This is a genomic window from Streptomyces sp. NPDC006624 (genome assembly GCF_040611555.1).
GTDB lineage: Bacteria > Actinomycetota > Actinomycetes > Streptomycetales > Streptomycetaceae > Streptomyces.
Map to the genome: position 1 here is coordinate 127,412 of NZ_JBEXOM010000017.1, position 16,516 is coordinate 143,927.

Consider the following 16,516-nt stretch of genomic DNA (forward strand, 5'->3'; position numbering starts at 1 on the left):
GCGGGAACGAGGCAACCCGGACGGGCGTGTGCGCGTCTTGACAGGGATGGGGCCGAGGGGCGCCGGTGGGACATTTCCGCCGCCTCACCACTGCGGCGCGACCCAAACCGGCTCCCGGTCGGATGTAACGCGGATCACACGGGCAGGGTGGCGGTGCCGCCGGGCCGGGGGGTGGAAGGCCCGTCGGCACCGCCGCGCCGGGGTCAGCTCACGGAGCAGTCGGCCCCGTTCAGGGTGAAGGCCGTCGGGCTGGGGTTCTCGCTCGCGCGGGTGGCCGTGAAGCCGAGCGTGACCGAACCGGAGGCGGGGATCGCCGCGGTGTACGGGGCGGCCGCGACGCTCACCTCGGTGCCGCTCTGCGTCGCCGTACCGCCCCACAGGTTCGTGATCCGCTGACTGTCGGAGAAGGTCCAGCGCAGCGTCCAGCCGTTGATCGCCGACGTGCCCGTGTTGCGCACGGTGATCTCGCCCTGGAAGCCGCCGGGCCAGCTGCCCGTCACTTTGTAACCGACACCGCAGGCCGACGGGGAGCCGCCGGACGAGGTGGTGACGGTCACCGTCGCCGAGCGCGGCGAGCGGTTGCCGGCCGCGTCGCGGGCGTAGACGGCGAAGGTGTGCGAGGTGGCGGGGGACAGGCCGGTGAGAGTGGCGGTCGTCCGGGTCGTGCTGGTGACGGCCGTCTCGGTGCCGCCGCTGACCCGGACGACGTCGTAACCGGTGACGCCGGTCGCGTCGGTGGCAGCCGGCCAGGTCAGCGTGACGGACGAGGACGTGACGGCGGAGGCGGTCGGGGTGCCGGGCGCCGTCGGGGGAGTGCTGTCACCCCCGCCGGAGGAGTAGATCGCGGCCTCCTTGGCGGTGGCGGCGATGCCGTTCGCGCCGTTGAAGAGCCGCTGGCCCCAGGAGGTGAGCTGGTTCGGGTCGAAGTTCGTGACCATGTCCAGGTACTCGACCCCGCCGCCGTTGCCGCTCCACGACCAGCCGAGGTAGCCGAGGCGGAGCTGCTGGGCGACGGCCAGGATGGTGTTCTCGTCGGGGTTGCCGTCCGAGTGGTCGTGACCGAACTCGCCCACGACGATGGGCAGTTTGGCGGTGACGAAGCGGTTCAGGTAGTCGGTGACCTCGGCGGCGGTGTCGAAGACGCCGTACATGTGGATGGAGAAGACGGTGTTGGCGTCCGGGTCGGCGGCGAAGACGGACGCGGCGTTGTCCCGCATGGTGAACGCCCAGTCCTGGCCCCAGTTGGGCGCGTCGACCATGATCGTGTGGTCGAATCCGGCGGTGCGGAGCTTCTGGACCGCCGCCTTGGTGTCGGCCGTCCACGCCGAGTAATTCGTGTTCCCGTACGGCTCGTTGCCGATGTTGACGATGACGTAGTCCTCCTGACCGGTCAGCGCGCTCTGCACGCTGATCCAGTAGTCGGCGGCGCGGGAGAGCGTGACGGCACCGCTCTGCTCGCCGTACCCGGTGGTGTCGTGCACCTCCAGCACGCAGATCAGCCGGTTCTGCTTGCACTGCGCGACCACGTTCGCCACGTCCGCCGTGTCGTTGCGGGTCCAGCGGTCACCGCTGGAGAGCACCACGCGGACGGTGTTGGCGCCCTTGGCCTTGATGTGGGCCAGGGAGCTGATGCGGTCCGGGTACCAGGTGTGCGCGTGGTTGACGCCCCGCATCACGAAGTCGTTCCCGGAGGCCTCCAGGAGCCGGCCGTTCTGGATGCGGAAGCCGGTGGGAGCGGCGTGGGCGGGTGGGGTGAACACGAGCAGGGAGAGGAGCAGGGCGAGCAGGGTGCCGGCGACGGTCGCCAGGCGTGGGGTGAGGTGCGCGTGGGGTCTCATGGCGGCTCCGCGGGTGTTGGGTGGGGGCGGGTGAGATCGCAGGGTGGGTGCGGGTGCGGGTGCGGGTGCGGGTGCGGGTGCGGGTGCGGGACCGTGGCCGTGGCCGGGGTGTCCGGGGCTCGGGTCCGTTCCGTCCGCTCGGTTGTCCGGGGTCAGGGTCCCTTCGGTCGGTGGCGGTGCTCAGGGTCGGGTCCGGTCTGCGGGTGGCGAGGTGCCGGGGCGGGCCGGTCGCCGCGCCCGCCGGGCTCAGCCGGCCGCGGCCTTGGCCTCGCACGTGACGGTCGCCGCCGGGGCGCCCGCCGTTGCCGGGGCGGTGGCGACGAAACCGAACGTGGCGCTCGCGCCGGGGGCGAGGCTGCCGTTCCATGCCGCATGGGTGACCGTGGCCGTGCCGTCGGCGCCCGGGGTGAGGACGCCGTTCCAGACCTGGCCGACACGCGCCCCGCCCGCCGGGGCGACGGTCGCGGTCCAGCCCGCGACGGCCGAGGCGGAGGTGTTCGTCACCGTCACCTCGCCCTGATAGCCGCCCTGCCAGGTGGAGACGGCCCGGAAGCGGGCGCTGCAGGCGGCGGGATCACCGGGATCACCGGGATCACCGGGATCACCGGGGTCCCCCGGACCGCCGGGGTCCTGCGGAACGCCCGCGTCCAGCACCGCCGTCAGGGCCGGATACCAGCGCGCGGCGATCTTGTCGTCGCCGGCGGCGTTGGGATGCACGCCGTCATAGGTGTCCGTGGCCGTGCTGAACCCCGTCCACTGGTCGACGACGGTGATCGGGGAGCGTGCGGTGCCGGTCGCCCGGGCCCACTCGGGGATCCGCGCGTTGAAGTCGACGACGCGCTGCGCACAGCCCGAGCAGCTGCCCGGGTTCATCGGGATGAGCTGCGCGACGAGGACCCGCATGTCCGGGTTGGACGCCCGCATCTGCCCGACGAGCTTGGTGTACGCGGCGAGGATGCGGTCGGGCGCGACTGCTCCACACGTCGTTCGTGCCGAAGTGCATGACAACGATGTCCGGGTCCGTGGCGGCCAGGCGTGCGGGCAGCAGGTCCTGGTCGGCCACGCTGGTCACCAGTTCGCCGCCGTGGCCCTCGTTGTCACCGTCGTGGGCCTGGCCGCAGCCCTGCGGCGGGAGGGTGCCGACGAAGTCGATGGCGGTGTACCCGCTGTCGGCCAGCCGGTTCCACAGCACCGCCCGCCAGCAGCCCGGCGAGCCGGTGATCGAGTCGCCGAGCGGCATGATGCGGACCGGCTCCGCCGCCCGCGCCGCCGCCGCGGGCGGGGCGGACATCAGGCCGAGGGGGAGGAGCAGGGCGGCCAGCAGGCCGAGGAGCGGGAGGATCCTCAGATGCGGGGCCGTGCGAAGGGGTCTGTGCATGGTGGTCCCTTCCCTGATGGAGGTGGGAGCGCTCCCATGACATCAAGCCATCGTTGTCATTGACGCGTCAAGGGGTGTGAGGGTGCGGCTCGGGCGGATCGTCGGCCGGCTGCCCGGGGCGGAGGCTGATCCTGCCGGGGCGGGCCCGGCGGACGGAGCCGTGCGATCACTCGGAGGCGGGCGTGGACCTCGGGCGCGGCGCCCTGGCAGGGCTGCGGATCGCACCCTTCTTCCGAGTCCTGGCCGGGCCGTACGCGACCGCGCTCCTGACGGCTTGGGGACCGGCGTGGTGGGGTCGAACGTCCCGGGGGGCGGCACGGGCGGTGGGGCGGGACGCCGCAGCCACCCGGTGCCCCGTGAACCGCGAACGGTGAGCGGACACCGAACGGCGACCCGCACGCGCGGTGTTCAGGAACGCGCGTACGGGCCGCCGTCGGCGGTGCACCGGAGATCCGTCGGCCGTGACGGCACCCGGAGCGGGTGCCGTCACGGCCGGTCAGGCCGCGGCGCGGCTCCGGGTCACCGCCTTCCTCAGCAGCGGCCAGGCCAGCACCGCCACGGTCACCGCGTACACGGTCACCGCGAACGGCGTGTTGACCAGGCCCGTGACGCTGCCGTCGCTGATCTGCAGCGCGCGCCGCAGCTGCTGCTCGGCGTTCGGGCCGAGGATCACGCCGATGACGGCGGGCAGCACGGGAAGGCCGTAGCGGCGCATGCCGAAGCCGATCAGGCCGATGACCAGCAGGATCACCAGGTCGATCACCTCGCCGCCGACCGCGTACGCGCCGACCGCCGCGAAGAACATGATCCCGGCGTACAGATACGGCCGCGGCACGCGCAGCAGCTTCGCCCACACCGGCGCCAGCGGCAGGTTGAGCGCCAGCAGCAGCACCATGCCGACGAACAGCGAGGCGATCAGGCCCCACACCAGGTCCGGTTCGCGTTCGAAGAGCAGCGGACCGGGCTGGATGCCGTACTGCTGGAAGGCCGCCAGCATCACGGCCGCGACCGCCGTGGTCGGCAGGCCCAGGGTCAGCATCGACACCAGGGTGCCCGCCGCCGAGGCCGACGCCGCCGACTCCGGACCCGCCACGCCCTCGATGGCGCCCTTGCCCCACTCGTCCTTGTGCTTCGACAGGCGCTTCTCCGTCACGTACGACAGGAAGGTCGGGATCTCCGCGCCGCCCGCCGGGATCGCGCCGAACGGGAAACCGATGAACGGGCCGCGCAGCCACGACTTCCACGTCCGGCGCACGTCCGCGCGCCCCAGCCACGGGCGCCCCACCGGGATCGGCTCGGGCGGCCTGCGCCGCAGGTGCGCCGCCACCCACAGGGCCTCACCGATCGCGAAGAGACCGACCGCGACGATGACGACGTCGATGCCGTCGGCCAGCTGGAGCGAACCGAACGTCAGCCGCTGCTGGCCGGTCATCTGGTCCAGGCCCACCAGCCCCAGCGTGAGACCGATGAGCAGGGAGGCCATGCCCCGGACCCGGGACGAACCCAGCACCGACGTCACCGCGATGAAGGCCAGCACCATGATGGCGAAGTAGTCCGGCGCGCCGATGTCCACGGCCAGTTCGGCGACCGTCGGGGCGAGCGCGACCAGCAGGACCGTGCCGACCAGGCCGCCCGCGAAGTGACCGATCGCGGCCGCCGCGAGGGCCTGCGCGCCGCGCCCGGACTTGGCCATGGGGTTGCCCTCCATGGCCGCCACCACCGCCGCGCTCTCGCCGGGCGTGTTGAGCAGGATCGAGGTGGTCGAGCCGCCGAACATCGCCCCGTAGTAGATGCCGGCGAACATGATGAACGCGCCGATCGGGTCCAGCCCGTACGTCACCGGCAGCAGCAGCGCGACCGCCATGGCCGGGCCGATGCCGGGCAGCACGCCGATCGCCGTGCCGAGCAGCACCCCGATCGCGGCCCACAGCAGATTGCCCGGGGACAGGGCCGTACCGAAGCCGTCCATCAGGGAGTTGAGGGCGTTCATGTCACAGCACTCCCATCAGCGGACCGCCGGGCAGGGGCACTCCGAGCAGGTTGTTGAAGACGGTGTAGGTCACCAGGGACAGCCCGGCCGCGATGAGCGGGTCACGGTCGGTCCTGCGGCTGCCGAGCGCGTACGCCGCGCCCCAGAACAGCAGGGCGCCCGCCACCGGGAAACCGAGCGGCTCGATCAGCACGGCCGCGCCGAGGAACACCCCGGAGAGCAGCAGCACCGTGCGCCAGTCGGCCGGCTCGGACAGGTCGATGTCCTCACCGCCCTCGGCCTGGCCCCGGCCGCCGCGCAGTACGTCCACGGCGAGCAGGGCGGCGATCACCAGCAGGCCGGCGCCGACGACGACGGGCACGGTCTTAGGGCCGACCGGGCCGCGCTGGGCGATGTCGACGTCCATGGTGAGCGCGTCGGTCAGGACGAGCACGCCCAGCACCAGCAGCAGCGCGCACACCCCGAGTTCGGAGTGCTCCCGCAGCCACGAACGCCGTTCGCCGCGCTGCGCGGGGGGAGTGTCGGTGGTCTGCGTCGTCACAGTCCCAGCTCCTTCAGCACCGAAACCACGCGCTTGTCCTCGGCTTCGAGGAACGCGCCGAACTCCTCACCGGTGAGGAAGGCGTCGTCCCAGCCGTTCTTCCGCAGGGACGTGCGCCACTCGTCCGAGTCGTGCAGCTCCTGCAGCAGCCGCACGAGCTTGTCCCGCTCCCCGTCGGTCAGGCCGGGCGGGGCGACGATGCCGCGCCAGTTGGTGAAGTTCACGTCGTACCCCGCCTCCTGCAGCGTGGGCGCGTCCAGTCCGTCGACGCGCTCGGGTCCGGTGACCGCGAGAAGGCGCAGTTCGCCCGCCTTGATCTGGTCGAGGTACTCGCCGACGCCGGACACGCCGAAGGCGACCTTGTTGCCGAGGATGGAGGCGAGCAGCTCGCCGCCGCCGTCGAAGGGGATGTAGTTGACCTGCTTCGGGGAGATCCCGGCGGCCCGTGCCATCAGCATCGGGGCGAGGTGGTCCGGCCCGCCGGGCGAGGAGCCGCCGCCCACCGGCAGCTTGCCCGGGTCCTCCTTCCAGGCGCCGATCAGGTCGTCGATCGTCTTGTAGGGGGAGTCCTTCGCGACCACGACCACGTCCTGCTCCTCGGTGAGCCGGGCGATGGGCGTGGTGTCGCCGAGTGTCTTCGGCGCGTCGTTGGAGCGGACGGCGCCCACCACCCCGAGCCCCATGGACATGGCGAGCTTGCCGTTGCCGTGTTCGCTCACCAGCCGGCTCAGGCCCACGGTGCCGCCGGCTCCGGGCAGGTTGAACACCTCGATGCTGTGGGTCAGTCCGGCGTCCTCGGCGTTCCTCGCGGCCGTCCTGGCCGTGATGTCGTAGCCGCCGCCGGGCGTGTTGGGGACCATGAAACGCAGGCCCGGGATCTGTGTGCCGGTCTCGGTGCCGCTGCCGGTGGTCAGCAGCGGCGGTCCGACGAGCACGAGCACGGCGGCCCCGAGCAGGGCGAGGGGAGTGCGCAGGCGCACGAGTGCCACCACCTGTCGGTACGTCGTTGCGGGTAGGTAAGGGCCCTGTGGGGGGTGAGGTGGGCCACATGCTGCCCGGACGCCGACGGGCTGTCTTCCTTGCGGAACCAACGGAGGTTCTGGTCTTTGCGGTCGCGGAGCCGGCGCCTCACGCGCCCGGCCGAGTCCTGGAGGCCCTCGCGCGGCGGAATCGATCCGGATGCCCGCTGTTCCGGCGGAGAAACCCGGAAATTCGACTGTGTGTTCGCCAAAGGGGCGGGCATCAGGGACAGCGGAGGTTGATAACGATGGTTCCTTTGCTTCTCGTCCTGCTGCTGGCCCTGATCCTGTTCGGCGCCGGCTTCGCCCTCAAGGCCCTGTGGTGGATCGCGGTGGTCGTGCTGGTCCTGTGGCTGCTGGGCTTCGTGCTGCGCAGCGCGGACAGCGGTGGCCGCAGGGGCCGCTGGTACCGCTGGTAGGCGGGCCCGGCGACACCCCACCGCATCAGGCAAGGGCGCACCAAGCGCCAGAAATGGGGTAAACGACAGTGACCCGGTTCTCCCGCACGAAAGGCGTTCCCGACCCATGGCCGAAACCCGAGACGTCGTAGAGCTCATCCTGAAGGACCACCGGCGCATGGAGGACCTCTTCCGCCAGATGCGGAGCGTGGAGGCCGACCGGGCGACCGCGCTGCGGGAGTTCGCGGACCTGCTGATCGCTCACGCGCTGGCCGAGGAGTCCAAGGTCTACCCGGCGCTCAAGCGGTACAAGGGCATCGACGACGAAGAGGTCGAGCACGGCGAGCACGAGCACGACGAGGGCAACAAGGCCCTCCTCGAGCTCCTCGAGGTCGAGGAGGTCGGCTCCGACGAGTGGGACGAAAAGCTCGAGGAGCTCGTGCAGGCCGTCACCCACCACGCCGACGAGGAGGAGCGCACGATCCTCAACGGCGCGCGGGAGAACGTCGCGATGGAGCGGCGCGAGGAACTCGGCCTGGAGTTCGTCCAGGAGCGTGAGCGCCGGCTGAAGACGGGCTGCGGTTCCGTGGAGAACGTCCGCAAGATCGTCGAGTCCTGATGCGGGCGCGCCGGCCCTGACGGCCGGGCGCGGCGGGCGGAGCCCGGACCTGAAGGGGTCCGGGCTCCGCCGCGTCGTCCGGTGCGGACGGCGCGCGGTTTCCCCTGCCCGGCGGGCGTCACGCCGGGCAGGTCACGTCACGCCCCGGCAGACGGCCCGTGGCCAGGTACGCGTTGACCGCGTCGCGCACGCACGCCGAGTCGTGGACGCCGTAGACCCCGTGCTGGTCGGCGCCGTCCAGGGTGACCAGACGCGAGGAGGGCCACCGGGCGCGGACGGCCTCGGCGCCGTCGTAGGGGGTGCGCGGGTCGCCGGTGGCGTTCACCAGCAGGGCCGCCAGGTCGCCCCGGATCCGGGCCGGACGCTCGCGTGGCCCGTCCCAGTACGCGCACGGGTTGAGGTTCTGCGCGACCGGCCCCAGGAGCGGGTCCCCGGAGCGGGCGCGCTGAACGTCCCGCCAGTACACCTCCGGGTCGCGCGGCGCCGCGCTGTCCCCGCAGACGATCGCCGTCTGCGCGCTGCCGTAGGCGGAGTCGGCGCCCGTGAGCAGGAACGCGAGCACCTCCGCGAGCCCCGGCGACGGCGTCACCCGCCGCCCTTCGGCCGTCCGCAGCATGTCCCGCACCCCCTGGGCGAAGTCGCCGTAGGCGGTGTCGTTGTGCTGCGACAGGCCGTTGAGGACGACCACCGGCAGCACGTGCTCGTCCAGCCGGTGGGCGCCCAGCCGCAGCGGGGAGCGGCCGGCGGCGACCCGGATCCGCTCCAGCGCGGCCAGCACCTCGCCCCGGGTACGGCCGAGTCCGTACGCCGCGTCCCGGGCGGCGGTCCAGGAGGCCCAGCCCTCGAGTGCCCGGCGGTTGGCCGGCAGGGTGTGCCGCCACAGCCGGGCGCCGTAGCGGTCCGGGTCGAGCACACCGTCCAGGACCATCCGGCCGGTCCGGACCGGGAACAGCGAGGCGTACACCTGGCCCAGATAACTGCCGTACGAGTAGCCCAGGTAGGAGATCCGCCGGGCGCCGAGCGCGGCCCTGACGACGTCCATGTCGCGCGCGGTGTTGAGGGTGGTGGCGTGCGGGAGGACATCGCCCGCGTGGGTGCGGCAGCGCTCGGCGAGGTCCCGCGAGAACGCCGCCACGCGGTCGAATCCGGCCCGGTCCCCGCCGGCCCCGCGCCACGCCGAGCCGGTCGGCCAGTGGCAGTCGAGCGGTGTGCTGCGGCCCGTGAAGCGGGGGTCCACGCCCACCAGGTCATACCGCGCGGCGACGTCCCCCATCGTCTCGCGCACCCCTGGCCCGTCGCCGAGCGACGGCCCGCCGGGCCCGCCGCCGTTCAGCAGCAGCGGGCCTGCGCGGCGGCCGGGGTCGGTGGCGCGGATGCGGGAGATCGCGACGGTGAGGGTCCGGCCGCCGGGTCGCGCGTAGTCCAGCGGCACGGTCACGTCGGCGCAGCGGGCACCCGCCTGCTCCAGCTTCCTGCCGGTGGTGTCGTCCGGTCCGAGCACGCAGCTCTTCCAGATGAGGCGCTGCTGGTGGTAGCGGGCGAGGGGGCCGGGGCCGGGGGCCGCCCCGGCCGGGGCGGGCAGGGCGCCGGCGGCGAGGACGCCGGCTGCCAGCGCGAGGGCTGCTCGTCTCGCTGAGCGGGCCAGGTGGATCACGCGGTATGTCCCTTCTGCTGCGTGCGTTCCTGCGATCGCCTCAGGGGGCGGGCCGGGAAGATCACCGGCCAGGCCAACGCTAGGGACGGGCCTGCGCCCGATCACTCCGGCCGGCGCCCGCTTCCCGATGGGGGCAGCCCCCGCCCGGATCCGGGGGAACGCCCCTTTCCGTGGCCGCGGCAACAACCGGAAATCCCGCCCCAAGCTGGGAGAATGCGCGGGCGGACCCGGTGCCGGTCGCTGCAGGGGGGTTGTCCAGACATTCCCTCGCGCCTAGGGTCGCTCTCCGAGTGCAAGCGCTTTCCAAGCGTCTGTCCGCCGGCCGTCCGAGGAGCGCCGCATGTCCTTGTCCCCCGCCCGCCGCCGCGTGGCCGTCGTCGGCACCGGAGCCATCGTCAGCGGCAGCCATCTGTCCGCGCTGCGGGCCCACTCCGACCGGGTGGAACTGGTGGCCGCCGTCGACGTGGACCGCGAGCGGCTCGGCTCCTTCCGCGCCCTGGCCGGCGACCGGGTCGCCGGGTACGCCTCGGTGGAGGCGATGCTGGACGCCGAACGCCCCGACCTGGTGCTGATCGGGACACCGCCCTCCCTGCACCGGGACCAGACGGTCGCCGCGCTGAAGGCGGGCGCCTGGGTGCTGTGCGAGAAGCCGCTCACCCTGTCCCTCGCCGAGTACGACGAGATCGCCGCTGCCGAGGAGGCCTCGGGTGCCTACGCGGCGGTCGTCTTCCAGCACCGCTACGGCTCCGGGGCCGTGCACGCCCGCGAGCTGATCGACGCCGGCGAGCTGGGCGCCCCGCTGGTCGCGCACTGCCAGACCACCTGGCACCGCGACGCCGCGTACTACGCGGTGCCGTGGCGCGGCACGTGGGCCGGCGAGGGCGGCGGCCCGACCATGGGCCACGGGATCCACCAGTACGACCTGCTGCTGCACCTGCTCGGCGAGTGGGAGGAGATCCGGGCCATGGCCGCGCGCCTGGTCCACGACACCGAGAGCGAGGACGTCTCCACCGCCCTGGTCCGCTTCCGCGGCGGCGCCCTCGCCACCGTCGTCAACAGCGTGCTGTCCCCGGACGAGGTGAGCCGCATCCGCGTCGACTGCGCGGACGCCACGGTCGAGCTGACCCACCTGTACGGCCACACCAACGACGACTGGGTCTACACCCCCGCCCCGCACGTCACCCCGGAGCGCGCCGCCGCCTGGCGCACCCCGCGCCACGACGTGCCCAGCTCGCACACCGCCCAGCTCGGCGCGCTCCTCGACGCCTACGACGCCGGCACCCGCCCACCGGGCAGCGGCCACGACGCCCGCGCCACCCTCGAGTTCGCCGCCGCCCTGTACAAGGCGGCGTTCACCGGCCGATCCGTGCACGCGGGGGAGATCGGCCCCGGCGACCCCTTCTACGAGGCCATGCACGGCGAGTACCCCGACTGGGCCCCCAAGGAGCGCGCATGACCATCCGCGTCACCCACACGCACGGCGAGGACGTCGCCGTCACGGCGGCGAACGGTACGGAGATCCTCCGCTACGTCTACCGCCCCGACCCGGACCCCTTCGAGGCCCGCAAGCCGTACGCCCACCCCGTGCGCACCCTGGCCGGCCGCACGGTCACCGGCTACCGGCCGAACGACCACCGCTGGCACAAGGGCCTGCAGATGACCGCGAGTCACCTGTCGGGGCAGAACTTCTGGGGCGGCAACAGCTACGTCCACGGCGAGGGCTATCTGCGGCTGCCGGAGCGCGTCGGCTCCATGCGGCACGACGGCTTCCCCGGCTTCACCGTCGAGGACGACCGGCTCTCCCTCACCGAGCACCTCACCTGGATCGAGAACGGCGGCGAGGAGTGGGCGCGCGAGGAGCGCGGCCTGAGCGTCCACTCGGTGGACGAGGAGGCCGGCGCCTGGGTGCTGGACTGGTCGATCCGCCTCACCAACATCCGCTCCGCGCCCCTGGTGTTCGGCTCGCCGACCACCGCCGGCCGGGAGATGGCCGGCTACACCGGACTGCAGTGGCGCGGCCCGCGCGACTTCACCGGCGGTACGGTCCTCGCCCCGGACACCGACGCCGGAGCCGGCAAACTGATGGGCACCCAGGCCCCGTGGCTCGCCTTCACCACCGAGCACGACGACGTCGACGGCCACTCCACGCTCGTCTTCGCGCACGCGCCCGAGAACCTCGACGGCAGCGCGATCCACGAGTCGCACTGGTTCGTCCGCTCCGAGCCCTTCCCGACGGTCGCCTTCTCCTGGGCGTTCTTCGAGGAGTTCGAGCTGCCGCCGGGCCAGTCCTTCTCCTACCGCTACCGCCTCGTGGTCGCCGACGGCGCCTGGGACCGCGACCGGGCCGGCACCCACCTGGAGGGCCTGCGGTGGTGAGCGAACCCGGCCCGCCGAGCCCACTGCCCGGCGCGATCGGCCTGTCCCACCTGAGCGCCTACGACTGGCAGGCCACCGACGGAGTCTGCGGCGGCAGCCCGCATCTGCACCTGGTGTGCACCGAGGCCTACGTCGTCACCGCCGGGCGCGGCGCGGTGCAGACCCTGAGCCCCGACGGCTACCGGGACATCCCCCTGGAGCCGGGCTCCCTCGCCTGGTTCACCCCGGGCACGGTGCACCGCATGGTGCAGGGCGGCGACCTGCGCGTCACCGTGCTCATGCAGAACAGCGGCCTGCCCGAGGCCGGGGACGCCGTCTTCACCTTCCCGCCCGAGGTGCTCGCCGACCCGGAGAGGTACGCCGCAGCCGCGGCCCTGCCGCCCGGCACGGGACCGGAGACGGCCGCGGCCGCCCGCCGCCGCCGGGATCTCGCCGTCGAGGGGTACCTCGCCCTGCGCGAGACCCTCGTCGCCGGCGACACCGGCCCGTTCCGGGAGTTCCAGCGGGCCGCCGCGCGCCTGGTGCGTGACAAGGTGCCCGTCTGGCGGGAGCTGTGGCGCACCGGCGCGCTGGCCACCGCCGAACGCACCGGTGTCCAGCTCGACGCCCTGGCCGCCGGCGACCTCGCCCACCTCCGCGAGGCCACCGCCCACGAGACCGGACCCACCCGGCGCGGCGGGTTCGGCATGTGCGGACGCCGCGACGAGTACGCGCTGCCGGGCACCACGGTGTCCCGTCGGTGAGACGACCGCCGGGCGGGGCCGGAGAGTGCCGGGCGACTCGTTGCCGAGCGGCTGCCAGCTGGCCCTCGCCGACGGGCAGACCCCGGTGGAGTTCCGGGACGTCGTCTGCTGCGACCTCGCCGTGGACTACCGCAAGGCGGGCCCGCCGAAGAGGCGGGTCCGGCCGCGCTACCGGCGCCGGGTGCCGATCGTGACGCGCGGCCACGACCGGGCCGAGGCCAGGAGGGCCTGCGCGCGGGCCGAGGGGGTGGCCGCTGCCGCCGCCAGGGCCGCCGCGGCGCTCGCGATGCCGAGGACCGCGCCCGCGGCCACGTCGCCCGGGTAGTGCACGCCCGTGTGGATGCGGGAGTAGCCGACGGCACTGGCCAGCGCGCCGAGCGGCACCGCCGCCGGGGGCAGGACCACCCCGACGGCCGTGGCGAACGCGACCGCCGAGGCCGTGTGCCCGGACGGGAACGAGGCCGACGTCGGCATCGGGACGTGCCGGTCGACCGTGACCCGGGCCGCCTCGCGGTCCGGCCGGGCCCGGCGCACCAGGCGCTTGCCGAGGAGGTTGGCCGAGGCGGACGCCACGGCGATCGCCCCGACCCCTGCGAGCGCGGCCCTGCGGGGACGCTTCCCGCCGAAGGCCAGCGCGGCGGCGATGGCGAAGGAGATCTTCGAGTGGTCGGCCGCGTGGGAGAGGTGGCGCAGCGTCCGGTCGAGGGTGGGGGTCGGGGTGGCGGCCACCGCCGCGTACAGCGCGCCGTCCACGGCCCGGAGATCGCCCATCACGGCGGACAGGAGCCCGCCGCGCCCGCCGTCGGACTTCTCGTCCTCCGGGAGCGGACGGAGGGCGTCGGCGTGGGTGGTCGTCGGATCGGTCATGTGGTTCTCCCCGCAGTGGCCTTCCTCAGCACGGTACCGGCTCACGCCGGGCGCACGCTCGGTGCCCCCGCGGGCCGGTACCTCCCCGAGTGCCCATCCCGCGCCCGGCCACCCCGGCGAACCGGGGCCGGGCCCGGTGTGCGCGCGGCGGCGTCTGCTGCAATGGCCCGCATGACGCCCCTGCCCCGGCGGATCCCGCACGCCCTCGACCGTTTCCACGCCGCCCGCCCGTGGGACCACAACGCATGGTTCCACCCCTGGATCCTGCGCCGGCTCCCCGCGCGGGTGGGGAGCGCCCTGGACGTGGGCTGCGGGACCGGTGACCTCGCCCGGTTGCTGGCCGCCCGGGCCGGGCGGGTGCACGGGGTGGACGCCGACCCCGCGATGACGGCCCTGGCCCGCCGGCTGACCCCGGCGGCGGCCCCGGTGACGTACGGCGTGGCCGTCGCGCCGGACGGGCTCCCGGATGAGACGTACGACGCCATCACCTGTGTCGCCGTGCTGCACCATCTGCCGTTCACCGAGGCGCTGGAGGCATTCCGCGACCGTCTGCGGCCCGGCGGCACCCTGGTCGTGGTCGGTGTCGCCCGGGGGGAGACACCCGCCGACCACCTGCTCGGTGCCGTGTCCGTGCCGCTCCACCTCGCCATGGCGCTGCTGCGGAACCGGGGCCGCCGGGTGGGCCGTCCCGTCTCGATGACGGCGCCCACCCGGCAGCCCCGGATGACGTTCCCCCGGATCGCCCGCGAGGCCCGGGTCCTGCTGCCCGGAGCCCGGCTGCGGCGCCGGCTGTTCTGGCGCTACAGCCTGGTGTGGCGGCGGCCCTGACCGGGCGCCGGGTCAGTCCAGGGCCCGGAAGGTGCGCAGCCGCAGGGAGTTGCCGACGACGAAGACCGACGAGAAGGCCATGGCCGCCCCGGCGATCATCGGCGTGAGCAGACCGGCCGCGGCCAGCGGCAGGGCCGCCACGTTGTAGGCGAAGGCCCAGAACAGGTTGGAGCGGATCGTGCCGAGGGTGCGGCGGGCGAGCCGGATGGCGTCGGCCGCGGCCCGCAGATCGCCGCGGACGAGGGTCAGGTCGCCGGCCTCGATCGCGGCGTCCGTGCCGGTGCCCATGGCCAGGCCGAGGTCGGCCTGGGCCAGGGCCGCCGCGTCGTTGACGCCGTCGCCGACCATCGCCACCGAGCGGCCCTCGGCCTGCAGCCGCTTGACGACGTCCACCTTGTCCTGCGGCAGCACCTCGGCGATGACCTCCTCGATGCCCACCTCGCGGGCGACGGAACGGGCCACCGCCTCGTTGTCGCCGGTCAGCAGGATCGGGGTGAGACCCAGGGCGCGCAGCCGGGCGACCGCCTCCGCGCTGGTCTCCTTCACCGCGTCGGCGACCTCCAGCACCGCGCGGGCCTCGCCGTCCCAGGCGACCGCGATGGCGGTGCGCCCGGCGTCCTCGGCCGCCGTCCTGGCCCGGGCCAGGTCCTGCGGCAGCTCCATCGCCCAGTCCGCCAGCAGCCGTTCCCGTCCGACGAGCACGGCGTGGCCGTCGACGATGCCCTGGACGCCGAGCCCGGGCACGTTGGCGAAGTCCTCGGGCGTGGGCAGCGTGCCCAGCTTCTCCAGGGCGCCGTCGGCGACGGCCCGGGCGATGGGGTGCTCGGAGGAGTGCTCCAGCGCCCCGGCCAGCCGCAGCACCTCGGTCTCGTCGGTGCCGTCGGCGGTGTGCACGGCCAGCAGGGTCATGCGGCCGGTGGTGACCGTGCCGGTCTTGTCGAGGACGACGGTGTCGACGCGGCGCGTGGACTCCAGCACCTCGGGGCCCTTGATGAGGATGCCGAGCTGGGCGCCGCGGCCCGTGCCGACCATCAGCGCGGTCGGCGTGGCCAGGCCCAGGGCGCACGGGCAGGCGATGACGAGGACGGCGACCGCGGCGGTGAAGGCGGCCGTGAGCCCGACGCCGTTGCCGAGCCAGAAGCCCAGCGTGCCCAGCGCCAGCGCGATCACGACCGGCACGAACACGGCGGAGATCCGGTCCGCGAGGCGCTGCGCGGCGGCCTTGCCGTTCTGCGCGTCCTCCACCAGCCGGGCCATCCGGGCCAGCTGGGTGTCGGCCCCGACCCGCGTGGCACGGACGACCAGCCGTCCGCCGACGTTGAGGGTGGCGCCGGTGACCGGGTCGCCCGCGCCCACCTCCACCGGCACGGACTCGCCGGTGAGCATCGAGGCGTCCACGGCCGAGGACCCCTCGACGACCGTCCCGTCGGTGGCGATCTTCTCGCCGGGCCGCACCAGGAAGCGGTCACCGACCGTCAGCTCCGCGACCGGGACGGTCTGTTCGCCGCCGTCGGGGCGCAGCACCGTGACGTCCTTCGCGCCGAGCTCCAGCAGCGCCCGCAGCGCCGCCCCGGCCTTGCGCTTGGCCCGGGCCTCGAAGTACCGCCCGGCCAGGATGAAGGCGGTCACGCCCGCCGCGGCCTCCAGGTAGATGTTCCCGGCGCCGTCGGTGCGCTCGATGGTCAGCTCGAAGGGGTGCGTCATGCCCGGGGTGCCCGCGGTGCCGAAGAACAGCGCCCACAGCGACCACAGGAACGCGGCCGAGACGCCCACCGAGATCAGCGTGTCCATGGTGGCCGCGCCGTGCCGGGCGTTGGTGAAGGCGGCCTTGTGGAAGGGCCACGCCGCGTAGGTCACCACGGGCGCGGCCAGCGTCAGCGACAGCCACTGCCAGTACTCGAACTGCAGCGCCGGGACCATGGCCATGGCCACGACGGGGACCGCCAGCACCACGGCCGTGACCAACCGCTCGCGCAGCGGCCGCAGTTCGTCGCTCTCGGCGGGGGAGCCGTCCTGCTCGGCGGGGGGAGCGGGCTCCTGGGCGGTGTAGCCGGTCGCCTCGACGGTGGCGATCAGATCGCCCACGGAGACCTCGCCGGAGTAGCTGACCTTGGCCTTCTCGGTGGCGTAGTTGACGGTGGCGGTGACCCCGTCCATGCGGTTGAGCTTCTTCTCGATGCGCGCCGCGCAGGAGGCGCAGGTCATGCCGCCGATGGCGAGTTCCACCTCGGCGGCGGTGCCGGCGGCCGTACCGGTGCTCATGGC

The 16,516-nt window shown here is 73.9% G+C and carries 13 protein-coding genes and 1 pseudogene; 6 read left to right on the forward strand and 8 right to left on the reverse strand.

What is annotated here, in order from left to right:
- Nucleotides 1–203: 203 nt before the first annotated feature.
- The 5 genes and pseudogenes from ABZY20_RS27645 to ABZY20_RS27665 all read right to left on the reverse strand — a co-directional run bounded on the left by ABZY20_RS27645 (nt 204) and on the right by ABZY20_RS27665 (nt 6,727).
- On the reverse strand, nt 204–1,838 hold the full coding sequence (locus ABZY20_RS27645; RefSeq protein WP_356444664.1) for a cellulase family glycosylhydrolase: 1,635 nt from the start codon (nt 1,836–1,838) through the stop codon (nt 204–206).
- Nucleotides 1,839–2,084: 246 nt separating this feature from the next.
- Nucleotides 2,085–3,216 (reverse strand): annotated as a pseudogene (locus ABZY20_RS27650) (GDSL-type esterase/lipase family protein).
- 496 nt (nt 3,217–3,712) lie between these two features.
- Nucleotides 3,713–5,206, reverse strand: coding sequence for a tripartite tricarboxylate transporter permease (locus tag ABZY20_RS27655; RefSeq protein ID WP_356444666.1), 1,494 nt, complete (start codon nt 5,204–5,206; stop codon nt 3,713–3,715).
- 1 nt (nt 5,207) lies between these two features.
- A complete protein-coding gene (locus ABZY20_RS27660) occupies nt 5,208–5,747 on the reverse strand; it encodes a tripartite tricarboxylate transporter TctB family protein (protein ID WP_356444668.1) in 540 nt (179 codons plus the stop codon).
- On the reverse strand, nt 5,744–6,727 hold the full coding sequence (locus ABZY20_RS27665; RefSeq protein WP_356444760.1) for a tripartite tricarboxylate transporter substrate binding protein: 984 nt from the start codon (nt 6,725–6,727) through the stop codon (nt 5,744–5,746). The genes ABZY20_RS27660 and ABZY20_RS27665 overlap by 4 nt, the downstream gene beginning before the upstream one ends.
- Before the next feature lie 287 nt (nt 6,728–7,014).
- On the opposite strand from ABZY20_RS27665, the gene ABZY20_RS27670 reads away from it, so the two are divergent.
- On the forward strand, nt 7,015–7,185 hold the full coding sequence (locus ABZY20_RS27670; RefSeq protein WP_356444670.1) for a hydrophobic protein: 171 nt from the start codon (nt 7,015–7,017) through the stop codon (nt 7,183–7,185).
- Between the two features lie 106 nt (nt 7,186–7,291).
- Nucleotides 7,292–7,783 carry a hemerythrin domain-containing protein gene (locus ABZY20_RS27675; RefSeq protein ID WP_356444672.1) on the forward strand — a complete coding sequence of 164 codons (492 nt, stop codon included), beginning with the start codon at nt 7,292–7,294 and terminating at the stop codon, nt 7,781–7,783.
- A 118-nt stretch (nt 7,784–7,901) separates the two neighbouring features.
- On the opposite strand, the gene ABZY20_RS27680 is transcribed toward ABZY20_RS27675, so the two are convergent.
- On the reverse strand, nt 7,902–9,428 hold the full coding sequence (locus ABZY20_RS27680; RefSeq protein WP_356444762.1) for an alpha/beta hydrolase: 1,527 nt from the start codon (nt 9,426–9,428) through the stop codon (nt 7,902–7,904).
- A 349-nt stretch (nt 9,429–9,777) separates the two neighbouring features.
- On the opposite strand from ABZY20_RS27680, the gene ABZY20_RS27685 reads away from it, so the two are divergent.
- Genes ABZY20_RS27685 through ABZY20_RS27695 form a run of 3 tightly spaced genes read left to right on the forward strand, consistent with a single transcriptional unit; the run spans nt 9,778 to nt 12,556 of the window.
- The gene (locus ABZY20_RS27685) at nt 9,778–10,893 is read left to right on the forward strand and encodes a Gfo/Idh/MocA family oxidoreductase (protein ID WP_356444674.1); all 1,116 of its coding nucleotides are present in this window, start codon (nt 9,778–9,780) and stop codon (nt 10,891–10,893) included.
- Nucleotides 10,890–11,813: a PmoA family protein gene (locus ABZY20_RS27690; protein WP_356444676.1), complete on the forward strand. Its 924-nt coding sequence runs from the start codon at nt 10,890–10,892 to the stop codon at nt 11,811–11,813. The genes ABZY20_RS27685 and ABZY20_RS27690 overlap by 4 nt, the downstream gene beginning before the upstream one ends.
- Complete coding sequence (locus ABZY20_RS27695; RefSeq protein WP_356444678.1) at nt 11,807–12,556, forward strand: cupin; 750 nt, start codon at nt 11,807–11,809, stop codon at nt 12,554–12,556. Before ABZY20_RS27690 ends, ABZY20_RS27695 begins: the two co-directional genes overlap by 7 nt.
- A gap of 168 nt (nt 12,557–12,724) precedes the next feature.
- Here ABZY20_RS27695 and ABZY20_RS27700 read toward each other — a convergent pair whose 3' ends face one another.
- Nucleotides 12,725–13,423, reverse strand: a complete 699-nt coding sequence (locus tag ABZY20_RS27700) for a phosphatase PAP2 family protein (RefSeq protein ID WP_356444679.1) — start codon at nt 13,421–13,423, stop codon at nt 12,725–12,727.
- Nucleotides 13,424–13,594: 171 nt separating this feature from the next.
- Here ABZY20_RS27700 and ABZY20_RS27705 point away from each other — a divergent pair, with 171 nt between their 5' ends.
- Nucleotides 13,595–14,251, forward strand: coding sequence for a class I SAM-dependent methyltransferase (locus ABZY20_RS27705; protein ID WP_356444680.1), 657 nt, complete (start codon nt 13,595–13,597; stop codon nt 14,249–14,251).
- 12 nt (nt 14,252–14,263) lie between these two features.
- Here the strand turns inward: ABZY20_RS27705 and ABZY20_RS27710 are convergent, their stop codons facing one another.
- Complete coding sequence (locus ABZY20_RS27710; RefSeq protein WP_356444682.1) at nt 14,264–16,513, reverse strand: heavy metal translocating P-type ATPase; 2,250 nt, start codon at nt 16,511–16,513, stop codon at nt 14,264–14,266.
- Nucleotides 16,514–16,516 lie beyond the last annotated feature (3 nt).

Bases quoted from the DNA above. Each gene is read 5' to 3' on its own strand.
- ABZY20_RS27675 (WP_356444672.1), top strand. From the start codon at position 7,292: ATGGCCGAAACCCGAGACGTCGTAGAGCTCATCCTGAAGGACCACCGG.
- ABZY20_RS27705 (WP_356444680.1), top strand. From the start codon at position 13,595: ATGACGCCCCTGCCCCGGCGGATCCCGCACGCCCTCGACCGTTTCCAC.
- ABZY20_RS27690 (WP_356444676.1), top strand. From the start codon at position 10,890: ATGACCATCCGCGTCACCCACACGCACGGCGAGGACGTCGCCGTCACG.
- ABZY20_RS27685 (WP_356444674.1), top strand. From the start codon at position 9,778: ATGTCCTTGTCCCCCGCCCGCCGCCGCGTGGCCGTCGTCGGCACCGGA.
- ABZY20_RS27655 (WP_356444666.1), bottom strand. From the start codon at position 5,206: ATGAACGCCCTCAACTCCCTGATGGACGGCTTCGGTACGGCCCTGTCC.
- ABZY20_RS27670 (WP_356444670.1), top strand. From the start codon at position 7,015: ATGGTTCCTTTGCTTCTCGTCCTGCTGCTGGCCCTGATCCTGTTCGGC.
- ABZY20_RS27645 (WP_356444664.1), bottom strand. From the start codon at position 1,838: ATGAGACCCCACGCGCACCTCACCCCACGCCTGGCGACCGTCGCCGGC.
- ABZY20_RS27700 (WP_356444679.1), bottom strand. From the start codon at position 13,423: ATGACCGATCCGACGACCACCCACGCCGACGCCCTCCGTCCGCTCCCG.
- ABZY20_RS27710 (WP_356444682.1), bottom strand. From the start codon at position 16,513: ATGAGCACCGGTACGGCCGCCGGCACCGCCGCCGAGGTGGAACTCGCC.